Genomic DNA, 22,221 nt, shown 5'->3' with positions numbered 1-22,221 from the left:
GAGGCCTTTCGACTCGAATCGCGCAATCGCGCAATCGCGAACGGAGATCACCATGTCCTTCGAAACCTGGCTCGCATTCGCCGGCGCCAGCATCGTGCTTCTGATGATCCCCGGCCCCACGATCCTGCTCGTGATCGGCGATTCGCTCGCGAATCGCATTCGTTCGTCGTGGAGCACCGTCGCAGGCGTCGCGGCCGGCGACACCACCGCGATGACGATCTCCCTCGCGGGCGCGGGCGCGCTGCTCGCGATGTCGGCGGCCGCGTTCACCGCGCTCAAGCTCGTCGGCGGCGGCTATCTGATCTATCTCGGCATTCGCTCGATCCTGCATGCACGCCGCGTCGGCGCGATGGAAGTGAGCGTCGAGCGACGCTCGGCGAAGCGGCGCTTCCTGTCCGCGTGGGCCGTCACCGCGCTGAATCCGAAGAGCATCGTGTTCTTCGTCGCGTTCGTTCCGCAGTTCATTTCGCCACACGAAACGTTCGCTCGGCAGTGCGCGATCCTGCTGCCGACCTTCGTCTGTCTCGCTACGCTCAATGCCGCCTGCTATGCGCGCATCGCGCGCTTCGCCGCTGCGCGGCTGACGGGGGCCGCCGCGCAGCGGCGCTTCGGCTACGGCGGCGGCGCCGCGCTGATCGGTGCGGGCGCGCTGACGCTCGGGATGTCGCAGAGCTAACCGCGCGTGTGCGCCCGCGCCTCGCCCAGGTAGGGCGAGCGCCGCGCATTCGAAGCGAGCAGGCAGCCTTGCCTCGAAGGCACGCGCGCCGCCGAAGCCTGCCGCGCGAACGCCGCGACGGTCTCGCTCGCCCGCGCCGCCGGCCACACGTTCAATGCCGGCTCAAGGGCTCGCCCGATCCCGGCTCAAGGGCGCGCCCGATCGCCGAGCCTGCCGCTCGCGACGGCATGGCGGCCGATCGTCAGCCGAGATCGAGCGTCGCGGTGAGGTCGCCCGGCGGCTGCGCGCCGCGCGCCGCGAACGCGCGCTCGCGCGCGAGCACGCCGTCGAGCGGCGCAAGCCCGTGCACGCGCGAGATGAAGCGCAGGATCGAGTTCGTGTCGTACAGCGTGTGATCGACGTAGCCCTTCTTCGCGAACGGCGAGATCACCATCGCCGGAATCCGCGAGCCCGGCCCCCAGCGGTCGCCCTTCGGCGGCGACACCGGGTCCCACCATCCGCCGTTCTCGTCGACCGTCAGGATCACGACCGTGTGCGCCCATTGCGGGCCGCGCATGATGCGCTCGATCACCGCCGCGATGTGCCGATCGCCCGATTCGACGTCCGCATAGCCCGCGTGCATGTTCAGGTTGCCTTGCGGCTTGTAGAACGTGACGGCCGGCAAGCGGCCGGCGTCGATGTCGGCGATCAGATGGTTCGTCGACGGATCGTCGCCGAGGCCCGCGTCGCGCAAATGGCGGCGCCGCGCGTCGGTGCCCGGCGCGTAGTTCGCGAAGTAGTTGAACGGCTGGTGGTGGTACTGGAAGTCCGGCACCGAGCCCGTGTCGCGATGCTCGAGCGCGAATTGCCACGCGCCGCCGTACCATGCCCAGTCGATGCCCTTCTCCGACAGGCGATCGCCGATCGTCGCGTAATGCTGCGGCGGCAGCACGCGCGGGTTCGACGGGTCCGCATACGCCTGGTTGCCGTCGACGGGCGGCCGCACGCTGCTCGGTTGATACGGCGGCGCCATCGTGTTGACCGCGTAGCCGTCGGGCGTGAAGAGGCCGTCGTTCTCGAATTTCGGCGGGCCGTCGAGCGCCGACGCGGGTGAATCCGCCGCGAGCTTCAGGCGCGCGCCCGTCGGATCGTCGCCTTCGACGACGGACACCAAGTGCTTCGCCGGGCTCTTGTTCACGTCCGGATAGAGCGGCGCTTGCGCTGAGATCAGGAAAACGTGATTGAGCCACGAGCCGCCGAACGCGGCCATGAAGAAGTTGTCGCAGAGCGTGTATTGGCGCGCGAGATTCCAAAGCCGCAAGGTTTCGGCCGAATTGCGGTAATGCCCCATCACGAGGCCGCCCGAATCGGCCCATGCAGCGAACTGATCGTTGCGGCCGCCGTTGATCTGCATCTGGTTCTGATAGAAGCGATGCCACAAGTCGCGCGTGATGACGCCGTTCGGCAGCGGCTTGCCCTGCGCGTCGGGAATCACGAACGGCGCGTTCGGCAGGCCCGTGATGTCGCGCTCGCCGATCATGTAGCGCTTGCCGTCGAAGACCTGCGCCTGCGGCACGAGGCCGCCCCAGATCTTGGGCAGCGCCGGCAGCGGCGTCTTGCCGTCGCGATCGAGCTGCGCGTAGCGTTCGGGCGACACCGCGCCGAGCGGCTGCCGAACGCCGGGAAAATCGCCGAACAGGTTCGCGAAGCTGCGATTCTCGGCGTAGATCACGACGACGTTGCGCACCTCGTTGCGCAACGCGGCGTCGAGCCGCAAATCGGCGGCCGAGCGCGGCGCGCTCGACACGGTCGATTCGCAGCCGCCAAGCGCGACGCTCGCGCCGAGCGCGGCGATGCCGCCGAGCACGCGGCGGCGATCGGGGTCCTCGGGAAGGTCGGTCGACGGGGAATGCTTGTCAGTCACTTCTGCTCCTCGGTCTTCTGGTTGGTCGTACGGTCCGTCGCGCGCGTCGGCGCGTCGGCGCGTCGGGCGGGCAGCGTCGAATTGCCGCTGCCGCGGCTGGACGCGTTTCGTGCGTGCGCGGCCGCGCGCCGCCGCGGCCTGAGCGACACGCGGCCGCCGGCACGGCCGGCAACCTGCATTCAGGCCGGCAAAGCACGTGCAATCAGGGCGAAACGCCCCGTCGCGCGCACTGTCACGAAAACGTCACGATCGCGACTATAGCGCGACGACCTCGCCGAACCCTGCTTGATCGATGCATGTACGAGACGAAACATGAAACATTCGCACGCAAGGCCGCCATGCGGAGCCGCTGACTAGCGAGCGGCGGCGGCCTTGCCACGATGCATGCCGCCGCCGTAACACGCGAACGCCGCAGCACGCCGCCCTCATGCGACGCGAAGCCATGGGCGGGAAACGAATGCAGCGGCGGCGATAATGAAAACGCGCCATGCGCGGCGCCCGCCGTCGAGAGACGGCGGGCCCGCAGCCGGCGAGGAAGCCGAGGGCGCAACGCCGCGACACGCACACGCAGCCCATCCGCGCGATGCCGCCGGCCACGCATGACGCGCGACGCACCGACGCTTTCGCCAACGACGCCCATGCCGCAACGCGCGCCGCATCCCGCGTATTCGGCTGCCCTTGCTCGAGCATTCGCGGAAATTCGTCAGTCGGCGTCGATTTCGACGCAGCGCCGGATTCGAAACGCGTGCCGGACGCGCCCATTCGAAATCGAGCGCTTCATTCAGCCCGAAAGCGTTTGGTCAGATTGCGTTCGCCACGCAGCCGAGATAAGGTGACGCGGCAATTCAAGCACCCCGCATTCGAAAACGGCGGACGGAGATCGTCGCCACCGTCGCTTCGACACATGCCACGCCCCCGCGCTTTCGCTCGACTTCCTTCAACCGATTCACTGACAACCGAACCTATCGACATGCCTTTCGTCACCATCGATGGCCAGCCTCTGCACTATCAGATCAGGGGTTCCGGCGCGCCCGTCCTGTTCGGACACAGCTACCTGTGGGATTCGTCGATGTGGGAGCCGCAGCTCGAAGCGCTCTCGAAGTCCCACCAGGTCATCGCGCCGGACCTGTGGGGGCACGGCCGGTCCGGCCCGCTGCCCGCCGGCACGAACGACCTCGGCGATCTTGCAACGCACATGTGCACGCTCCTCGATCACCTCGGCATCAAGACCTGCTCGATCGTGGGGCTGTCGGTGGGCGGCATGTGGGCGGTGCCGCTCGCGCATCGCGCGCCGCAGCGCGTCGATCGGCTCGTGCTGATGGACACCTACGTCGGCGTGGAGCCGGACGCGACGCGCAACAAGTATTTCCAGATGCTCGCGGCCATCGACGCGCAAGGCACGATTCCCGAGCCGCTGCTCGACGCGATCGTGCCGATCTTCTTCCGTCCCGGCATCGATCTCGCGAGCGAACTGCCCGCGGGCTTCCGGCGCGCGCTTCAGGCGTTCACGACGGAGCGGCTGCGCGACTCGGTGATTCCGCTCGGCAAGATCACGTTCGGCCGCGAGGACGCGCGCGAGAAGCTCGCCGCGCTGCCGGCGGACCGCACGCTCGTGATGTGCGGCGCGAACGACGTCGCGCGGCCGCCCGCGGAAGCCGACGAAATCGCGACGCTCATCGGCTGCGAAAAAGTGTTCGTGCCGAATGCCGGGCACATCTCGAATCTCGAGAATCCGGCATTCGTGACGCGAACGCTGCTCGACTGGCTCGGCCGCGACGGCGGCCGAACGTGACGGGCGGCATTCTCCGACGGCCGCGCGCACCCGTGCGCAAAGGAGGCGGCAACGCGTCCCGCGCAACGACGATCATGCGACCTTGAACCGCCCGACCGCCTCGGCGAGCTCGACCGCCTGCGTCTGCAGCGCCGACGCCGCCGCGGCCGACTGCTCGACGAGCGCCGCGTTCTGCTGAACCATCTCGTCGAGCTGCGCGACCGCGCGATTCACCTCCTGGATGCCGCGCGTCTGCTCGTCGGCGGCGTTCGAAATCTCGCGCATGATCGTCGTCACGTTCGAGACCGTGCCGACGATGTCGTTCATCGTCTGCCCCGCCTGCTGAACGAGCGTCGCGCCCGTCGACACGCTCGACACGCTCGAATCGATCAGCGCCTTGATCTCCTTCGCCGCCTGCGCGCTACGCTGCGCGAGCGAACGCACCTCGCCCGCGACCACCGCGAAGCCGCGCCCTTCCTCGCCCGCACGCGCCGCCTCGACGGCCGCGTTCAGCGCAAGGATGTTGGTCTGGAACGCGATGCCGTCGATCACGCCGATGATGTCGCTGATCTTGCCGGACGCGCCCTCGATCTCCTGCATCGTCGACACGACGTCGGACACGACCGAGCCGCCGCGCGACGCGACGCTCGCCGCGTTCGTCGCGATGTCGTTGGCCTGGCGCGCGGCGCCCGCCGATTGCGTGACCGTCGACGTGATCTCCTCGATCGACGCGGCCGTCTGTTCGAGGCTCGCCGCGGCCGATTCCGTGCGGCGCGACAGATCATGGTTGCCCGATGCGATTTCGCCCGCCGCGTGCCGCACCGATTCGCTCGCGTCGCGGATCACGCGCATCACGTCCTGCAGCTTGCCGACGAACGCGTTGAACGAGCGGGCGATCTGCGCGACTTCGTCACGCCCGGCGTCGGGCAGGCGCTGCGTCAGGTCGCCCGTGCCGGAGCCGATCGACTCCATCGCGTCGCGAATGCGCGCGAGCCCCTTGAACGCGACGCCCGTGATGGCGCCCACGATCAGCGCCGCGACGACGACGAGCGCGACGAGCGTGCCGATCGACACGAGCAGCAGCGAATGCATGCCGGCCATCGCATCGGACTTGTCGAGCGCGACGACGGTCAGCCAGTCGGTGCCCGGCACGGCGCGCGCGCGCATCAGCTTCGCGGCGCCGGCGACGTGCGCCTCGATCGGCGCGGCGTTGTCGTCGGCCGACGACGCGGCGAGCGCGTCGACGCTCAAGTCGTCCGTCAGATCGGTGACGGGCTTGAGCGTGAGCTTCGGATCGGAATGCGCGACGATGTGGCCGCCGCGGTCCACGAGCATGCCGAAGCTCTCGGGCGTCGGATGGATCGCCTTGACGTTCGCGATCACGCTGTCCATCGCGACGTCGCCGGACACGACGCCCTTCAGCGCGCCGTCGCGCACGATCGGCGCGGCGAACGCAACGACGAGCTTGCCCGTCCCGACGTCGACATAAGGCGGCGTGACGACAGGCTTGCCCGCCTGCACGGCCTGCTTGTACCACGGGCGGCCGGTCGGATCGTAGTCGGCCGGAATGCCGGATGCGTCCGAGAATTTCGCGGTTTTGTCCGCGTAGCCGACGTAGACGTTGGTGAATCCGCCCGCCGCGGCGATCTGCTTGAGCGCCGGGATCGGATCGGGCGCGAGCGCGGCGTCTTCGACCGATACGATCATCTGCGTCTTCGACGCGACCCAATCGGCGATGCCGGCCTCGTGGCCGGTCAGCACCGCGCTGAGGTTCTGGCTGATGGACTCGCGGTTGTAGCGATTGGCGACGAAATAATTGAGCGCCGTATTGATGACGAGCGCGCCGATGACGATGGCAAGGCACGCGACGAGAATGCGGGACCGGATCGAGGAGAGCATGAGGAGCGACGTGGGATGTGCGAACTCATGGGTTAACGGCCAAGAAAACGCTCGACTTAACCCGAATGGTGTGAAGAGTCAGGGTTTTCTCCCTAGGGTTTATACGGAATGCGCGGGCATTTTTTATCTGCGTCAACGCCATGTTTCGATCAACAAAAAAGTGATCGAATCAGCCGACGAACATGGCGATGCCGCGCGAATCGACGACCTGCGGGAAATGGATCTTCGTCCGCGCGACGCGCCGTTCCGGTTCGATCGCTTTCGAAGCGAAGGAAACGCTGAATCGCGGCCGCGCGTACTCGCGCGGCCGCGCACGATCGCAGCGCACGCGCGCCGCCCGCACCATTGCCCGACCATTCATGCCGCGGCCGCCCTCCCGCGAATGTCAGCGTTTTTGCTGTTCGTCTTCCGCGTGCAAGAGCTGTTTCTTGAATTTGCCGACCGTCGCATGATCGTGGCCGTAGCTCACGACGCGATAGACGGCGCGCGCGACGTTGCCGCCGCCCACGTTGCAGATGATCGTTCCGTTTGCGCTCTTCAACCCCGGCGCATGTTGACCGATCCAATCGTGATTCTCGATGGTCGTTTCGATTCGGCAGTCGTCCGGAATGTTTATTCCGATCTTCGACAAAAAGTCGCGCGGATGGGACAGATATTCGAGATATTCGTCAGGCGTGCATTCCCAAAAATGAACATGGAACGGTTCGTCGCGAATGATTTCGGAGCGTGCGGATAAATCCACGATTTTTGTCGGCATCTTGATCTCCCGATGCGGCGTCGATGCGCCGGCTTTACAGTGACAAACGAATTCGCACACGAAGCGCGAAGGCGGCCCCGGGCGAATTCGTCCCCTATGCTTTCGTGTTCGAGAATCTCATTCGACTGCACATCTCGCGATCGGTCGGCAGCGCGCTGCCGGACACGATCGCAATCCGCCTGCCTCGGCCATCGCGCGCTCAGCCCGGCGGCGGCGCCAGCGGAATCGACATCTCATGCCTGAACATATTCGACGGATCGACCGCGCGCTTCGTCGCGATTAGCGATGCGGCCTTGTCGCCGTAGTACAGCTCGAGCCACCTCGGATCGATCTGCGCCGGATCGCTGTCGAGATATTTCATGTCGATGTCCGGATAATTGATGTAGCAGCCTTCGTAGCGCCCGCCCGCGTCGCGGTACGGCTTGCCGCCCTGATCCGCATGCACCGCGGCGAACAGATCGTGCAGCCATTCGACGTGGAACGCGTCGTCGGCGGGATTCGTCCAGTAAGTTTGGTACTGCGACTTCAACAGCGATCGCCGCTGGCACACCGACGTCGGATTCGCGCTTTCGTCGTTCGCGTTGACGCAGCCGCCGTACGAATCGATCTGCACGAGCGTCTGGTTCAGGCGCGGCTCGTCCGCGGTATTCAGATATCGCCAAAACGCATCGATCTCGGTGTCGCCGAAATTGCCGATCTGATACGCCGACTTGTACTTCCCGCGCCGGTTCGCCCCCGATCCGTTGATCGTCTGCGTCAGGTACAGCCAATCCATCTTCAACGCGTTTTGAACCGCGTGCGTCAGACGCAGCCCGGCGAGCGGATGCCCGAGCGACGGCAGATTCGGCGCGACGAAGCGATCCCAGATGACCGGCATCCGGCCGGCGGCCGCATTCATCGTGTCGACGAAATCGACGAAGGGCGCATCGGCCGGGCCGCCGACCGTTCCGTTCTTTCCCGTGTACTGGATCGCGAGCACGATCGGCCCGGTCGAGCGATGCTGCAGCTTCAGGAGCGTGAACAGCCCGCCGTTCGCGAGCGCCGGATCGCCGGCGTTCCAGTTGGCGTCGTTGCGGCTGAACCAGTCCCAGTAGGTCTGAATGAAACGGCCGAAGCTCGCTTGCGTGAAATGCGACCAGTCATACGCGAGCGACAGCCAATAGGCGGTGCGCGGCGCGTCGGGCAGCGCCCGGAAGTAGTAATTCAGGATGATGCCGAAATTGCCGCCGCCGCCGCCGCGGCACGCGATGAACAGCGCACGGTCCGCCGGATCGGCGCTGCCGAGATGCACGTGCTTCGCGTCGAGCGCGCCGCCGCCGGATGCGGGCGTCAGGATGTCGACGCCCGCCAGCCAGTCGACTGTCAGCCCGTGCATCCGCGAAAGCAGGCCGTATCCGCCGCCGACGATGTGACCGCCCGCGCCCACCGAATAGCACGAGCCGCCGGGCAGCGTCTTGCCGGCGGACTTGTACAGGCCGACATAGCCGTTCCAATTCTGACTGCCCGCGGCCACACGAACCGAGTAGCGCGCCGAGCCGGCGACATCGAACGGCGACGCAATCTGCCCCTGCGGATCGAAATCGAAGCCCGACATCAAGCCGATATCGACGATGGCGAGCTGCCGACCGTTGTCGCTCGGCAGCCGGTTCGCGACGAAGCCTTCGTAACAGTGCCCGCCGCTGCGCACCGTGATCCGGCAACCTCTCGCGAGCGCGTCGCGCGACGCCGCGATCACGTCATCCGGCGTGCGACAGACGTAGATCGCCGCCGCGCCGGCTTCCGCCGTCGGCGGCCAGCGCAGGTTGAATCCCTTTTGGAGAGTCGCATGACGAGGATCTGCGCCGTCGACGAGCACATAGGACATCTGAACCTCCGGCGAGCGTGTCGGATGCTTCGAAACCGAATGGACGGCCATCGAGCGATCCACGCGCGATCGCCGATGCAAGCGCGTGCAAGATGGCCATCGGATGGTCTCGAATCCGATGGCCGCGATGCTTGATGCGAGCAGTCGATCGCAGCTGCGCATCAGTTCGGACGGGCGAGCGGATTCACGCGAAATTCAAGTCGATCACCTGATAGAAAGCGTTCGCGGTATCGGCAACGTCCCAGGCCGCGAGCAGCACGTGATAGCCCGTGCGAGTCGGCAGATTGAGTTCGTGAACCGTGTCGCCGCTGGGAATCAGTTCCCGGTCCGCGTCCGGCCCCCAGTACGGCTGATACGTGTTCAGATAGATCTTGAGCGGCTCGGACTCGAATTGCGCGCGCGTGAGCCGCGCACTGGCGTCCCATCCCGGCCTGGTGATCCAGTACGTCCAGCGCCGCGTCTTGTGCGGCATCGAATACGACCACGTGATTTGCAACGACTGGCCCGACCGCACTGCGTGCTTGTGCCAGTGCGCGACGGAATCGGGCTCGTCGAGTTGCGCGCGGGCATCCGCCGTGCGCCCGCCGCTTGCGATTTCGCCGTCGCGCGGCGGCACGCCGTTGGCGACGTCGTCCGGCGCGTCCGGATCTCTCAGACCGCCCTGGGTCGCAGGAAAGAACTTGCCGCCTTCCAGTTCGTTGACTTGCCCGAAATCGAGTTTTCCTGCTTCGTAAAGAAACACGGCGCGCGATTCGGGCGTGATGACGCGACCGTGCCTCGGTGCAATTGACGAAGACTTCGTTGCGCTTCTCGAACCGATAGTGCTCATTTCGCCTCCTTTGCTGCAAACATGCCGGACATCGGCAAGACCAACGTTGGAAGCTATTCGCGATGCCAATGGAATTTATGCTAGGACCTTAATTCGGCGAACGCCAATATATTTTCCTTAAAGCGATTCGATTTGTATTTTTCATTAAATCGATTAAACGACGATCGGTTTTTTATTTGATCGATAATTGATTTTTCGATTGTTGATCGGGCGGATGGAGAGGCATGGTGATTACATGAATTTCATGGAAATTGAAGAATCAGAAATGTTCCACTGGGTTCCGCGCTCCGCGGCCGCGCGAGGATTGTCGCGAACCGGGGAAAGGGGTCGTGAGAATGGGTCATTGTCTGCATGGACAACGACGGGCCGTTCGCGGAACGGCCCCACGCGCCGGCCGTCGATCAGGGCCGGGTCACGTAGACGCTCTACGATCGGCTCACGGGCACTAGCATCAGCGCGCTCCTCGTCGGTCAGACTGGCTGACTCGCCGAAACGGCGGAACCCCGTGCACATCGAACGCGCGTTCGTTTACCGCGGTTCAGTGATCGGTTAGCCGGGTACAACGTCATCGCGGAAGGCACTGAAGCGGGCGGGGGTTGGCGATTTCCACTGGCACGACCTGCGGCACACCTGGGCGAGCTGGCACGTGCAGCGCGGCACGCCGTTGCAGGTGCTCAGGGAACTCGGCGGCTGGGGAACGTCGGAGATGGTGCAGCGCTACGCGCACCTGTCGGCCGATCGTCTCGCGCGTTGGGTGGCACCGCATACCTCGGTCGCGGAAGTGATCCAGTTGCCGCCGGCGGTGCAGGAAAACATGCGAAGGGCCGGATAACAGGTGTACTTTAGCTACACTCGGTAAAAACGACGGTGGGGGTGTGGAGTTAATCAATTGCTGTCGCTCGCGACCACCAATTCTTGTCACGGACCAGGCAAAAAAGCGCCGTTCTCCGCGCCAGGGTAAGCGCCTCACGGCGACCGTCGTAGACGAGGGCGAGAAGCGACATCAAAGTGGTGCCCATCATTTTCGATTTGATGGACATCACCGTGACAGAGCCGGAAGCCAAGCCCGGGAGCCGCAAGGGGCGCCCAAACTATGATCGCGAGTTTCGACGCCGTCTTGCGGCCGCGGCATGCGAGCCGGGTGCTTCGGTCGCAAAGCTGGCGCGCGAGAATGGCATCAATGCAAACATGCTGTTCACGTGGCGGCGTCGCTATCGCGAGCAATTGCTGGCCCAAACGACGTCGCTGATTCCGGTGGCGGTGGTCGATGAAACGCCGGCGCAGCGCGTGACCATGCCCTCGGAAGCTCGGGCAGTGGGCAACCGCACTACTCGAGCCGGGACAATCGAGATTCGATTCGGTGAGGTGGTCGTCAAGGTGGACGGCATTGTGGACGCCGACACGCTACGTGTTGTACTGGGGAGCATGCAATCGTGATCTCTCTTCCCACGGGTACCCGAGTCTGGCTGGTGGCCGGCGTCACCGACATGCGCTGCGGATTCCAAGGGCTGGCGGCGAAGGTGCACACGGCGCTCGAGGACAATGCGCTCAGCGGCAACGTGTTCATCTTCCGGGGCCGGCGCGGCGATCTCGTGAAGCTCATGTGGGCAACCGAGGACGGGCTCTGGCTTCTTGCGAAACGGCTTGAGCGTGGTCGTTTCGTCTGGCCGCAGGCCGATGGCGGCAAGGTTCATCTGACGGCAGCGCAATTGTCCATGTTGCTCGAAGGCATCGATTGGCGGCAACCGCGTCGCACCGCTGCACTGTCGATGTTGTAAACCGAGCAGAAGGCTCGTAAACTGCGCCGCATGTCGAACGGCGCCGAACTTCCTGACGATGTTGAAACGCTGCGAGCATTGCTGCTCGAGGCTCGTGCTCAGCTTGCCGAGCGCGATCTGGAGATCGAGCAACTCAAGGCTCAGCTCGACAAGCTTAGGCGCATGCAATTCGGACGCAAGTCCGAGCAGTTGGACCGCGAGGTTGCACGGCTAGAAACAGCGCTCGAGGACCTGACGGGCGAGCGTGGCGTCGCCGATGTGCGGCGCGCCCGCCAATCAAGCGCAAGCACGCCTGTGAGCGACGCATCGCCGAAAGAAGCGCTGCCGCCGCATCTGCCACGCGAAGAACGTGTACTGGAGGCTGACGCAACGTGTCCGAAGTGCGGCAGCGCAATGCAGCCGCTCGGAGAAGACGTGTCCGAGCAGCTCGCCCGCGTCGCGGCGGTGTTCAAGGTGATTCGTACGATCCGGCGCAAGACGGTTTGCCCGTGCGGCCACCACTTCTCGCAGCCGGCGATGCCCGGCCTGCCGATTACGCGCAGCATCGCCCATCCGAGCCTGCTGGCCGACATCCTCGTCTCGAAGTACGCCGACCACGCCCCGTTGTACCGCCAGTCGCAGATAGCCGCGCGCGACGGCGTGAAGCTCGACCCGGCCAGCATGGGCCGCTGGGTCGGCCAGTGCGAGGCCCTTTGCGATGCGCTGACCGAGGCACTGCGCCGCTACACGGTGGCGCCGTCGAAGCTGCACGCGGATGACACGCCTATCCCGGTACTCGAGCCGGGCAAGAAGAAGACGAAGACGGGGCGCCTGTGGGTGTATGTGCGCGATGACACTCGTTCGGGCTCGACCGAACCGGCCGCAGTGTGGTTTGCTTACTCGCCGGACCGCAAAGGCATTCATCCCCAGACCCACCTGGACGGATTCAAGGGTATCTTGCAAGCCGACGCCTACAGCGGCTTCAACGAACTGTACGAGAGCGGCAAGATTCGCGAGGCGGCATGCTGGGACCACGCGAGACGGTACATATACGACGTGCATGCCCGAACGCCTGCCGAGGCGACCCGGGAGGTGCTCGAGCTGATCGGTGCACTTTACGCGATCGAGGCCGACATCCGCGGCAAACCCGCCGCGCAGCGGCTGCGCGTGCGCCAGGAGAAAAGCATCCCGCTGCTCGCGGCCATCAAGACGTGGATGACGGACAAACTCGCGACGCTGTCGAAGAAATCCGAATTGGCCAAAGCGATCCATTACTCGCTTAATCAGTGGGATGCCCTCGTGCTGTACTGCGAAGAGGGCCGTGCCGAGATCAGCAACGCCCTGGCCGAAAACGCGTTGCGCTGTGTGAGTCTGGGTCGAAAGAACTTCTTGTTCGCCGGCTCCGACAGTGGGGGGAAACGGGCCGCGGCGATGTACAGCCTGATCGGCACGTGCAAGCTGAACGGGATCAACCCGCGCGCTTACCTCGAATACGTGCTGACCCATATCGCTGATCACCCCATTAACCGCATCGACGAATTACTACCCTGGAACGTGGCAAAAAAGCTGCCAGGGAAGTCTTGCCCACCTGCCTCCACGGGCTGATTGCCAGCGGGCCAACATGAGCGCTCGATAACCAATCATGCCTCACGTGCGCGCCGGATTGCGGACGGCCTTCGCGAGGCGCTTACGGTTTAACTGCAGGCAGCCGGACAGATGAAGCAGAGTCTAGGCTTGGACCATATCGAAATATCCACGAATTGGCTGCCCACGCTTGTCGAGGCGAGGCCTACCTCCAATAGACCGCAGCGCAGACCGCGACAGCAGTTTATTGCCTGCAATACAGGACGTCTCTGGCATCATCACGCAGTCAGGACAGGCGCCGCCGCGTTCCGTGCAAAGGGAACCTGTGCCGCACTGAGTTGCCTTCGAAGCCAATAATGCGGTCAACATCGAGATACCGGAGTTGCGCCAGAGTGCGGACAGGTTGCCCAAGTCCATCGTCGTACCATTGCGGTATACCACGAAGGCGAGGTCCGCCGGGAAGATGTACTCGCCGAGCGAGCCCAAGTCGAGGCCCGAATATTCCGATATGTGTTTCATCAGTAGATGCGAGTAGCTGTGGAGCAGCGTGTACAGGTAGAAGTAAACTGGCGGTGATGTCGTCTCAGGCAGGTCGTCCAGGAAAGGATTCATCGGCTGCGCTGCCGCCAGCAGGCCGGCGCCAATTTTCTCGCCTGCGTTTAGCGTGAACATGTCCTGGCACTTGAGGCTATGCAACCATTCAAGAACGAGTTCTTCCTTGAGCCGAACGTAGAGGGCTTCGTTCCCCTGCTGCACGACGTACACGGGATACCGCATAGTGTCGTTCTGCTTGATGGGCGGAAACAAGTTTAGGCGGACAGGCATGTCCGTGCCACGTTTATCCCGAAGGATGGGCGTTGACTCCATTCGAGAGTAGCCGAAACTGAAGCGGCAGAGGTCAAATTCGCGGATGAGGCCCATGTCCTCCAGGCCCAGCTTGTCCAGCAGCGCTCGCGTTGCCGCCTGCACCTGTTCCGTCTTGTCCTTATCTTCCGGCGCTAGGTCCTCGTCAAGCCTGGTGAACGATACGTACGGCTTTTTCCCGTTTGTCCTCGTCTCGACGTCAAGGCGCACGCTCTTCAATGTGGCGTGCTCGATAGCCAAGCGGAACGGGTCGAATTTCGACGCAAACATTGACTGCCTGTTCTGAATGTTCGACAAGACCGAAATCGGAAGGTCCGACTTGGGCAGCAGAATCTGGCGCCGCCGAAGGTCATCTAGGACCCGTTGCTTGTGGCTATGCGCAAGGTCGATAGAGCCCTTGAGCGTTACGCGCATGGGCTCTGGAAGTCCCTCTAGGGTACGAATTTGCTCTACGGCCGATAGGTAGTCTGCGAGGTCCTTGGCGCACTCAGACTTGCCCTCACAGGCCCTCTGGACGTCCTCGTCGGTGATGGGCTGAACCGCGAAGCCGTACTGCTTGGCGACAAAGTCCTTGAGTTCTGCCTCATGTCCAGGTCGCAAGCGCGTCAGCAACTGCTGGCTGCTGTCCTTGAAATCGATGAAGAGGTCTGACTTGACGTAATAGGCGCTCGACGCCCGATAAGGGGCAGCCTGCATGCGAACCTCGGTTAAGCGGTCGGGGCCCATCGCAGGTCCGAGAATGCGCAGGGTGTCACGGTCGTTCTGTAGCCATTTCGTCGACAACGGCTTGTCGCAGGCGGCACATTCGAAAAACCAGTCGCCGATGCCGGCGGAGCGCCGGTTCAACTTGAACTGGAAGCTTCCGCAAACGCAGCTGTCGTGGCGTTTGATGACTTTGGCATCACGGTCGCTCCAGTGCCATTGCCCTGGAAAGGCAGCCTCCCAGTGACCAGACCAATGCACAAAGATGACGTCCAGCTGCTCCCAGTCGCACTGGCCCTTCGTCTTCGGGTTGGGGCAATGGTTAGGAGTCAGCCTTTCCAGATTTCTGTCCAGTTCCGCGAGCGTGTCGTACCCTTGGAACATCCCACAGGTCCGGCAGACGAAGGTCAGAGGCGCCGGCGTGTACTCCATGTGGGACGGACGGCAGAGATAGAAGCGGTCCTGACCCGGCAGCTGGAATTCTGTCCTTGTCGTGTCCAGCATAGCCTGGTCAACGCACTGGGCCGGCATGATGCGAGGTTTCGTCGGGTCACCGTCACGTGCGGCTGAGGCGGCGCAGAACCAAGCGCGTCCAAGCTCGTTCATCCGCTCGAATACCAAGTCCATAGTCGACTCGGACAGCTGAATTGGCTCGCCTGCCGACGAACGAGCGATGCATGCCCCCATCCCTCCTTCGAAAGTGAAGAAGCTTTCTGGCGCATAGGCCGTCGCAAGCTGGTTGCGAGAGCGGTTCATTGTCTTGGCTTTGGCCATCTCGTTTGCCTCCCTCAACTGCGTGCTTCCGTAGCACTGTCTGTCGAATCGATGTCTGCTCCGGAACCCCGTCGGATGAAGGTCATCGCCCGCGCCGTCATACCCTCCTTCACGGGTTTGAAGGAGGCATCGATGCCCGACTCGCGAATCAGCCCAGGCTGGTCCACGTCGCGTAGCGACGTCATCGGTCTGAGCAGGCTATTGCGCATGGCGAAGAACTTGCCCAAAGGGGTGGTGTTGACCAACCGGTCGACACCAAGGTCCTGCTGGTAGTGCGTGAGCTGCCGTTTAAGTAGCGAGCGATAGTAGTTCTTGCCTTCCGGCGACGGTGAGAAGGTCAATCCAAGCGCCCTCTCCATGAAGGCTTCGGTGGCCTTCATGTTGGCCGGAATGTCCAGGTAGTCCCGCACATCGGGCGCCATAGCGAACGTTGGGCTGCTGCGTTTCGTGTCGTCGGCCGCGGCGCAAAGACGCTCGATGGCGTTCATCCCACAGACGTACTCTTGGAAAAAGCTGGGCATTACCCGCACAAGTGCTTTCTCCGCCCATCGGTCGACTGCGGCCGGCAGAATCATCCGCTCGAGGAACCGGTGGAAGATGTCGTGAATCTCCAGCACGAACCGGTCTCGATAGCGTTGCGGTACCGGCACCAGCAGCGAGAAGCCTACATGCGTTCGGCCTACCCGCGACGATGCCTGGATGTACTCGGCAATGTCTGACGGGATACCCGCGAAGAACATCGCGTTGAACTCTTCGACGTCGACGCCGTGAGAGATAGCGGAGGTGGCGATGACCGACCGGAGGGTACTGTTGAGCTCTGGGAATGGCTCGTTGACACCAACGCGAGTCTCGGCTCTTCGGACGATGTCTTGAATATCCGCGGCAGAAACGGCGCCAGATATGAGCTCGGAGTTCAATACGTGGTCGGCGTGTCCGTCAGCCTGGTGGAGCTTCTCGAACTGCACCTTCTCGGTGTCGATGACTTGGTCGCCGCCCTTTTTGTTAGTGACGTAGGTCAGCGCGATGCGGTGCAGGTCCACCAGCGTCAGCAGTGTAGCGGCATCGGCGCCTTCTAGGAGCCGGACGAACTGAGCATGGAGAGGACCAGGCGAAACCCACCGACTCAACTCGGCGCGTGCGCTTTCCTCCTTGGCTGTGTCTTCGCTGCGCAGGCCCTCATACAGGCCGGTGAGCATGAGATGGTAGTGGCCAAGTACCGAAGCCATTGCTACGGTGTGGCGGTGTCCGTTGGTCAGGATGGAGGCATAGACGCGTGTCCAGTGGCTACGTAGCTCCACATCGTCCACGGGAACGGACGCTCGCTCGGTATCGTTCGACGTGGCGTCTGGTTGGAGGGGCGTTGAGTAGAACGAGTCGTAGAGAGTCGGCCCGGGGTAAGGGAACTGCACCGTGGAATCGCGCTGGTAGAGGTTGCGCATCTGCCGTTGCGGTTCGCTGACGGTGGCCGATGCGGCGATAACCTTGATTTTTCTCCGGACCGTGGAGTCGGGCTCATATGTCAAGTGACCCTTCAGCAACGGCGCGAGTTGGTCAAACCCGGCTTCAAGCGCAGACTCGAAAAGTCCAGAGAAAGTGCCGAGGGACTCGTCTAGGAGGTGCGCCTCGTCCTGAATGAGCAAGGCAGGGAACGGGTCGAAAAATCTCTTCTCGCCTGACGCGAAGGATGGGAACAGTGCGCGCGTGTCCGTGCCCGGGCGCCCATCCCAGTCCTTAACTTTCATCGGTACGTATAAGCGTTCGCTGCCCGTCTCGACTAGGGGCGCAAAACCGAACATGCCAAAGAACTTGCGGATGGTTCCCTGCGACTGACCGATGGCGGCCAGCTTGTCGACCGTACCCAGTAGAACGGACGGCGCCAGGTCGTAGATGTCCTCGTCTACGATATAGAAAGGCAGCGGGGTCGGTTTGGCGAAGCGCGCGTTCCAAGAGCACGTCTCCTTCGACGCCGCGCAGTAATGACCCATTGCATTGGCGCCTGCGCCGGAATGGCGACGGAGAGCCAGGAGGCTTCCGTCTTTGTTTCCGCAGAACGGGCACGACGCTAGCTTCAGCCAGCGCTCCCTGGCGCTCTTGTAGGGCTGGACATCCTTGTGCTTCGGCTCGACATCGGGGGGAACCTCGCTATCGTAGGGTACGTCGTCGTATCCCTCCTCGGAATGCCAGTTGGGCGTATTGCTGCCACCCACCCAGAATCCCAGCGAGAACGGGTCGCCGGGATGACCGCGCGAATGCCGAACCTCTTCGGCCGCGCCCATGGTGGCGAAAGTCCGGCGTGCCTGCTGCAGCGTGAGCAAACGCAGTGGGTAGCGCATCAATGCTGAAACGCCCTTGTGTTTTCCGCGTAGGCGGTCGAGAAAGAGCACGAACGCTAGCAGGCCAAGGAAGGCCTCGGACTTGCCACCGCCGGTCGCGAAGTACAGCAATGTGACGGCATTGGCGTGTTGGGCAACATCGGGCGTGTAGAAACTGTGGAACTCGGGAATGCGGGTCGCGAAAGCCGGGATGGACGTCAGGATGAAAGCGAGCTGGAACAGGCGCCATTCGTAATAGCCCTTCGATTTGGCCATCTTGGCCATCGCAGTGTTCATCGACACCCACGCTTCGAACGGAATACCCATTGGCGACTTCTGGACTCCGGGCCCGCTCCAGTGTGCGCGGGACTTCTCAAGAATTTCTAGGCCGCATCGGATGGCACTCAACTCGCGACGCCACGCCGCTAGGTCAAGGTGCAGCTTCTCGCGCTCCGCAGCAAGCTGCTCGGCGGCATTCGCCCCCTTGAGTCCTTGTTCCACTGGATAATTCTCAACCTTGGTCAGCCATACTTCGTAGGCGCTAATGAGGGGCTTCAGACCAATCAGGCAGTCAGGTTGAGCCAGTTTCCCGATGTTGAGCTCGACGGCCGCGTCAGTTGGGATGATTCGCGGCAGAACGTAGCGTGGTGTCCAGGTTGTTGTGAGTCGGTGCAGCACGCCGTCGGTGGTGAAGGTGATGCCGCCATTGAAGCCCAACGCTGGATACTTGAGGTACTGGTTATATCGATACGACGGCTTGACGCGGTCCAGGTGGAGGAACAGGTGGTCTGCCGCGCGCACCGTCACAGCCACCGAAATCTGAAAAAGTGAGGGCTCTAGCTCCTTGAAATTGGTCTTTGTGAGTGGCGCAGTCCAGTTCTCCAAGGCAACATGGACGGTCATTCGGGTCGCGTCAACCGGGTCGGGCACTGCCTGAACGACCCAGCGCAGGTCGATTTTCGGTATGACGACAGCAAGACTCGAAGCCCGAACCGCCTCCAAGTAGCGTTTCCAGTCGCGCACGTCGGAGGGGCGGACGCGGGCTCGGCGGTAGCCCCAAAACCTCCCGCCCGTCTCGGGGTTAGTACTGGCGGCCCAATCCGCTAGCTGCGTGGCGATGGCCTCGTTGAGGGCATTCGTTGCCTTCTGGGCATCAACAGCAGCAGTTGCCGGCGTGAATTCGAACGAGGGCAGAACAAGCTCAAGCCGGAGCCATTTCGGTGGAGGAAGAGTATCTTCTACCAAACCATCGGGCGTGACGAGGCCGACAGTAACTTCTTGAGCAGGGCGTGATTCGCCCTCCTCGCCGTTCTCGCCAGTCTCATCTTCGGCGCCCTCGGCCTCGGATTCTTCGCCTGTCGGCGCACGGTCCAACCTGTTGTCGAAGGGCAAGCCCATCGACGCATACACGCACTTGCGCGCCTCGTAGCTCTGCACCGCCCAGTCCGGATTTGTCTTGCCGCCAGGTAGCCTGGCGATGAGCTTGGTCAGCGCCTCCTTGACCTTGCCGCGAATTTCGGCGCGTGCCTCTCTGGTCAGCGGGAACGTGGCTTCCAGCCGGCCCCCGGGCTTCACCTCGTCCTCGGTCGGCAGGATGCGGACGTAAACGGCGCCAGTCAGCGATACGCCCAGAGTTGTGCCCATCGCAGACGAGAGAATCTGGAAGTCCATGCCGTGCGCGCTGATACGAATGGGGTCCGCCTCCTCGTCACCCCCCCGCTCCTCGGCAGGCATCGGCACGATGAATTCCGATATCAGCGCCGCGCTGGGCTTAGTGCCGTAAATGACCTTGTAGAATTCACCTCGACCGGCAAGCCGCGCCGACAGTCCATTGAGCAAGCTGTCGACAACGGCCTCCTTGTAGGCGGGGTGAATGTCGCGTGGATTCTCACTGAGGATAGGCATTTGTCTCCCCTTTCTTGCTTGTGGTCACACGTGCCGGAGGCGGCACAACGCGTTCGACGCGATAGACACAGCGTAGCGCTTCCTGCTGGAGGGCCCGGATGACGGCTTCGGGAACCTTGCGGTAGACTGCCGCGCTCTCAGGCTGGAACAGTATTTCAGCGTACCGGGCGGCCAGCTCTCGCCCGAGATATTGGTTCAAACGTCGCGCATTCCGCACAAAGCCCCAGTGTTGTTCCGCGACTTCGTCGTTGATTCCCAAGGCCTTACAGAAGACCTTGAAGTACTTAGCATCTTGGGACGCGTGAGCCCGCGTGTCTTCCTTCGCCTGCGGGGCCAACCAGTAGTACACACGACTCGGTCGGCATTCCGCGGCCTTGTGGTCAAGCTCGACCATCTTGGCGTGAATCTCACGTGCCAGTGCCGACCGATTTGTCGACTTGAACAGCAAAGCGCAGCGCCGTTGTACATCCTCGTGGTAAAGCTTGAGCAGCATCCGCACTGGGTCCACCACCGAGCTTGCATCACCGTTTAGCTGGAGCGACGACTCCAGCTTTGCACGCAGCTCGTCGCTCAAGTCGAAGATGAAGTCGCCGGGTTCAATTTGGCCTGCGGCCATGCGCCGGAATAGTGGGTCTTCGTCAGGCGCGTAACGGTAGACCCATCCAGAGGCATACGCCAAGCCACCGCCTTCGAGCTCGAACTTGAAATATGTCTGTTCACTACTTGGAGTGTTGTGCCCGTTCTCGTCAAACTTGAACGCCAGAGATATCTCACGGAGCTTGCCAATGACGAGAGGGTTCGGAACCTCGGCCAGGCGCCGCTCGAGTTCCAAGGCCAGGAGACCGATACGCCCTCGATAAGCCTTGAACGCCTCTATCTCCTTCATACTGGTCAGCGTCTTTAGGGTCGATTCGGCTTGTCGATAGGCGACTAGTACCACAGTGCCGTGCGGCACTTCCGGGTGTGTCACCAGGACGCGAAACACATCGGGGTTGATGCCAACGAACGCGAAGTGCTTGCCTTTCCGGTCACCGGTGAGTGTTTTGCCGACCGCGGAGAGCGTGTGCCATTCAATGTGCGCTTCGGCAGTGGACCAGTCGTTGCCTAGCTTCCGCTCGAGAAAGCGATGCGCGAGCAACACATACTTGCTGCTTGGCAACACTAACGAGATGCCCTGCCGGTCGATAACCGCGTGTTTCCGGACTTCAGCCAGCATGCGAGACGCCATGGGCGTGGCATCGTTCCAGTCATCGATGAGCTTCTCCGCGCGCGCAATCGCCCGTTCGACGGAGTCGCGCATCTGGTTCAATGCGCCGGAGGCAAGCGCTGCTGCGAGCGCGAGCTTCACGGGCGTCCAAGCGTTCTGCCGGCTACTGTAGTCGCTTTCACCGGCCTCTGCCGACACTGCGGTGAGGTCGGTGTATCCCGCAGGCATGTTCGACAACCGCAAGATATAGATGCACGCTTGTAACAGCGCCTGATGGGCGGGGCTTTCCTCGTTGTTCGCCGATGCTGCCAAACGTTGAAACGTCAGCGCAAGCTGGGACGCATCTCGGTCGACGATACTGACGCTAAAGTTTGAATTGTTCCGCTGCGCCGGATGCCAGTCGGGAGCGACCGGATGCGCCGAGAGCAGCGCTTCCTCAGCTTCCGCCGCCCACACTTTCGTGGAGAAAGTGACCTTGGATTCACAGAGTTGCGCGCGCAGGACGAAGAAGGTCTTTGGGTCATCTGTCACGATGACGGCCCCTTTATCGGAGAAACCACTCTCGCGCGCAAACGATAAGAAATCTGGAATTCGTTTGACCGCGGCATAATTCGTGCGCGTCGCGGCATCTGTCGCATCCAGCAGCAAGACCTCCGGACGCCCCTCGCCCTTCAATGCCGTGGCGGTCAATGCTGTCCGCCACGCACCCTTCTTCGCCGTGTGGTGCACAACCATGAGGGCACCAGGTGCCTTGTCAGGAGTATCCCACTCCAAGCTGACCTTCTCGCGCAAATCACGCCGAAGCGCGCGGTGCTCGACCTTCGCGAGGCTACGTTCGAGCGGATTAGAGACGGTCGTGGTCCAAGTACGCTTGGTTGGGTCAAAAATGAACGTCGGAATGAGTTCTGCGAGTGAGGGGTCAGGAGAGTCGGGATTGTGCTGACTGAGGTCGTTTAGAGCCCATAGCGCGGCCAGGAACGCTGGCGATACTGTGCAGGACTTCACCTCGAATGAGCCATTGTCCTGTACCCACAGGCTGCGATAGAAAGCGCTCAGTAACTCGCGGTTGGCGACGACGCTATGGAGCGGCGCGCGACAGGCATGGGTACCGGGATAGAGCAAGGTCCGCATGCCACGCAGGTCCTTGGCGAAGACCCGTTCGATGTTTGCTAGGCCATGCAACAGGGGTAGGGACGTCAGCTTGGCAGGCCAGACCAAGCAAAGTGTTACGCCACCTTGGTCAGCAGCAGCGAGCAGCGTGCTCACGAGCTCCTTCGCCCAAGGCTGCGGTGCGATGGGTTCGTTGGCTGCCCGTGAAAGGTAAGTCAGAGGGGCGGCTCCGGCGCGAATCTTTGCCCAGGGCCGTTCTGGGCGCGTCGGTGCCAGTTGTGCAGGGCGGGCAGATGGGGCTGCCTTG

13 protein-coding genes and 1 pseudogene are annotated in these 22,221 nt (G+C 62.9%); 7 read left to right on the top strand and 7 right to left on the bottom strand.

The window, feature by feature from the left end; all coding sequences use genetic code 11:
• Window positions 1-52: 52 nt before the first annotated feature.
• Window positions 53-676 carry a LysE family translocator gene (locus WT60_RS01235; RefSeq protein WP_060355723.1) on the top strand — a complete coding sequence of 208 codons (624 nt, stop codon included), beginning with the start codon at window positions 53-55 and terminating at the stop codon, window positions 674-676.
• 241 nt (window positions 677-917) lie between these two features.
• On the opposite strand, the gene WT60_RS01230 is transcribed toward WT60_RS01235, so the two are convergent.
• Window positions 918-2,579: an acid phosphatase gene (locus WT60_RS01230; RefSeq protein WP_060355724.1), complete on the bottom strand. Its 1,662-nt coding sequence runs from the start codon at window positions 2,577-2,579 to the stop codon at window positions 918-920.
• 970 nt (window positions 2,580-3,549) lie between these two features.
• Here WT60_RS01230 and WT60_RS01220 point away from each other — a divergent pair.
• Window positions 3,550-4,371, top strand: coding sequence for an alpha/beta fold hydrolase (locus tag WT60_RS01220; protein ID WP_038752256.1), 822 nt, complete (start codon window positions 3,550-3,552; stop codon window positions 4,369-4,371).
• Between the two features lie 72 nt (window positions 4,372-4,443).
• On the opposite strand, the gene WT60_RS01215 is transcribed toward WT60_RS01220, so the two are convergent.
• Window positions 4,444-6,249, bottom strand: a complete 1,806-nt coding sequence (locus WT60_RS01215; RefSeq protein WP_038752253.1) for a methyl-accepting chemotaxis protein — start codon at window positions 6,247-6,249, stop codon at window positions 4,444-4,446.
• On the opposite strand from WT60_RS01215, the gene WT60_RS34265 reads away from it, so the two are divergent.
• Window positions 6,248-6,985 carry a hypothetical protein gene (locus WT60_RS34265; RefSeq protein WP_156437528.1) on the top strand — a complete coding sequence of 246 codons (738 nt, stop codon included), beginning with the start codon at window positions 6,248-6,250 and terminating at the stop codon, window positions 6,983-6,985. The genes WT60_RS01215 and WT60_RS34265 overlap by 2 nt on opposite strands.
• A 220-nt stretch (window positions 6,986-7,205) precedes the next feature.
• Here the strand turns inward: WT60_RS34265 and WT60_RS01205 are convergent, their stop codons facing one another.
• Together WT60_RS01205 and WT60_RS01195 are read right to left on the bottom strand one after the other, a co-directional pair.
• On the bottom strand, window positions 7,206-8,870 hold the full coding sequence (locus tag WT60_RS01205; RefSeq protein WP_060355728.1) for a BBE domain-containing protein: 1,665 nt from the start codon (window positions 8,868-8,870) through the stop codon (window positions 7,206-7,208).
• A 184-nt stretch (window positions 8,871-9,054) separates the two neighbouring features.
• A complete protein-coding gene (locus WT60_RS01195) occupies window positions 9,055-9,699 on the bottom strand; it encodes a lytic polysaccharide monooxygenase auxiliary activity family 9 protein (protein WP_059645407.1) in 645 nt (214 codons plus the stop codon).
• Window positions 9,700-10,273: 574 nt separating this feature from the next.
• Here WT60_RS01195 and WT60_RS01190 point away from each other — a divergent pair.
• The 4 genes and pseudogenes from WT60_RS01190 to WT60_RS01175 all read left to right on the top strand — a co-directional run.
• Window positions 10,274-10,531: pseudogene (locus WT60_RS01190) on the top strand (tyrosine-type recombinase/integrase); the annotation flags it as partial.
• Between the two features lie 176 nt (window positions 10,532-10,707).
• The gene (locus WT60_RS01185; RefSeq protein ID WP_231752061.1) at window positions 10,708-11,136 is read left to right on the top strand and encodes a transposase; all 429 of its coding nucleotides are present in this window, start codon (window positions 10,708-10,710) and stop codon (window positions 11,134-11,136) included.
• A gap of 32 nt (window positions 11,137-11,168) precedes the next feature.
• Complete coding sequence (gene tnpB / locus WT60_RS01180; protein ID WP_348982041.1) at window positions 11,169-11,477, top strand: IS66 family insertion sequence element accessory protein TnpB; 309 nt, start codon at window positions 11,169-11,171, stop codon at window positions 11,475-11,477.
• Between the two features lie 30 nt (window positions 11,478-11,507).
• Window positions 11,508-13,061 (top strand): IS66 family transposase, encoded by a 1,554-nt coding sequence (locus WT60_RS01175; RefSeq protein WP_059584212.1) that lies wholly within the window; start codon window positions 11,508-11,510, stop codon window positions 13,059-13,061.
• A gap of 123 nt (window positions 13,062-13,184) precedes the next feature.
• Here WT60_RS01175 and WT60_RS01170 read toward each other — a convergent pair whose 3' ends face one another.
• The 3 genes from WT60_RS01170 to WT60_RS01160 are packed head-to-tail and all read right to left on the bottom strand — an operon-like array spanning window position 13,185 to window position 22,070.
• Complete coding sequence (locus WT60_RS01170; RefSeq protein WP_060356680.1) at window positions 13,185-15,380, bottom strand: hypothetical protein; 2,196 nt, start codon at window positions 15,378-15,380, stop codon at window positions 13,185-13,187.
• A gap of 14 nt (window positions 15,381-15,394) precedes the next feature.
• A complete protein-coding gene (locus tag WT60_RS01165) occupies window positions 15,395-19,597 on the bottom strand; it encodes a helicase-related protein (RefSeq protein ID WP_060356676.1) in 4,203 nt (1,400 codons plus the stop codon).
• The gene (locus tag WT60_RS01160) at window positions 19,581-22,070 is read right to left on the bottom strand and encodes a hypothetical protein (protein WP_186448552.1); all 2,490 of its coding nucleotides are present in this window, start codon (window positions 22,068-22,070) and stop codon (window positions 19,581-19,583) included. The genes WT60_RS01165 and WT60_RS01160 overlap by 17 nt, the downstream gene beginning before the upstream one ends.
• Window positions 22,071-22,221: the final 151 nt, after the last annotated feature.

The organism is Burkholderia sp. MSMB617WGS, from assembly GCF_001532025.2.
In the GTDB taxonomy this organism is placed as follows: Bacteria; Pseudomonadota; Gammaproteobacteria; order Burkholderiales; family Burkholderiaceae; genus Burkholderia; species Burkholderia savannae.
The sequence above is the reverse complement of the archived record's forward strand: the minus strand, read 5'-3'. Positions and strand labels throughout refer to the sequence as shown.

Coding starts and splice junctions, on each gene's coding strand:
- WT60_RS01215 (WP_038752253.1), bottom strand. CDS start 6,249: ATGCTCTCCTCGATCCGGTCCCGCATTCTCGTCGCGTGCCTTGCCATC.
- WT60_RS01195 (WP_059645407.1), bottom strand. CDS start 9,699: ATGAGCACTATCGGTTCGAGAAGCGCAACGAAGTCTTCGTCAATTGCA.
- WT60_RS01165 (WP_060356676.1), bottom strand. CDS start 19,597: ATGCCTATCCTCAGTGAGAATCCACGCGACATTCACCCCGCCTACAAG.
- WT60_RS34265 (WP_156437528.1), top strand. CDS start 6,248: ATGAGGAGCGACGTGGGATGTGCGAACTCATGGGTTAACGGCCAAGAA.
- WT60_RS01175 (WP_059584212.1), top strand. CDS start 11,508: ATGTCGAACGGCGCCGAACTTCCTGACGATGTTGAAACGCTGCGAGCA.
- WT60_RS01205 (WP_060355728.1), bottom strand. CDS start 8,870: ATGTCCTATGTGCTCGTCGACGGCGCAGATCCTCGTCATGCGACTCTC.
- WT60_RS01220 (WP_038752256.1), top strand. CDS start 3,550: ATGCCTTTCGTCACCATCGATGGCCAGCCTCTGCACTATCAGATCAGG.
- WT60_RS01170 (WP_060356680.1), bottom strand. CDS start 15,380: ATGGCCAAAGCCAAGACAATGAACCGCTCTCGCAACCAGCTTGCGACG.
- WT60_RS01235 (WP_060355723.1), top strand. CDS start 53: ATGTCCTTCGAAACCTGGCTCGCATTCGCCGGCGCCAGCATCGTGCTT.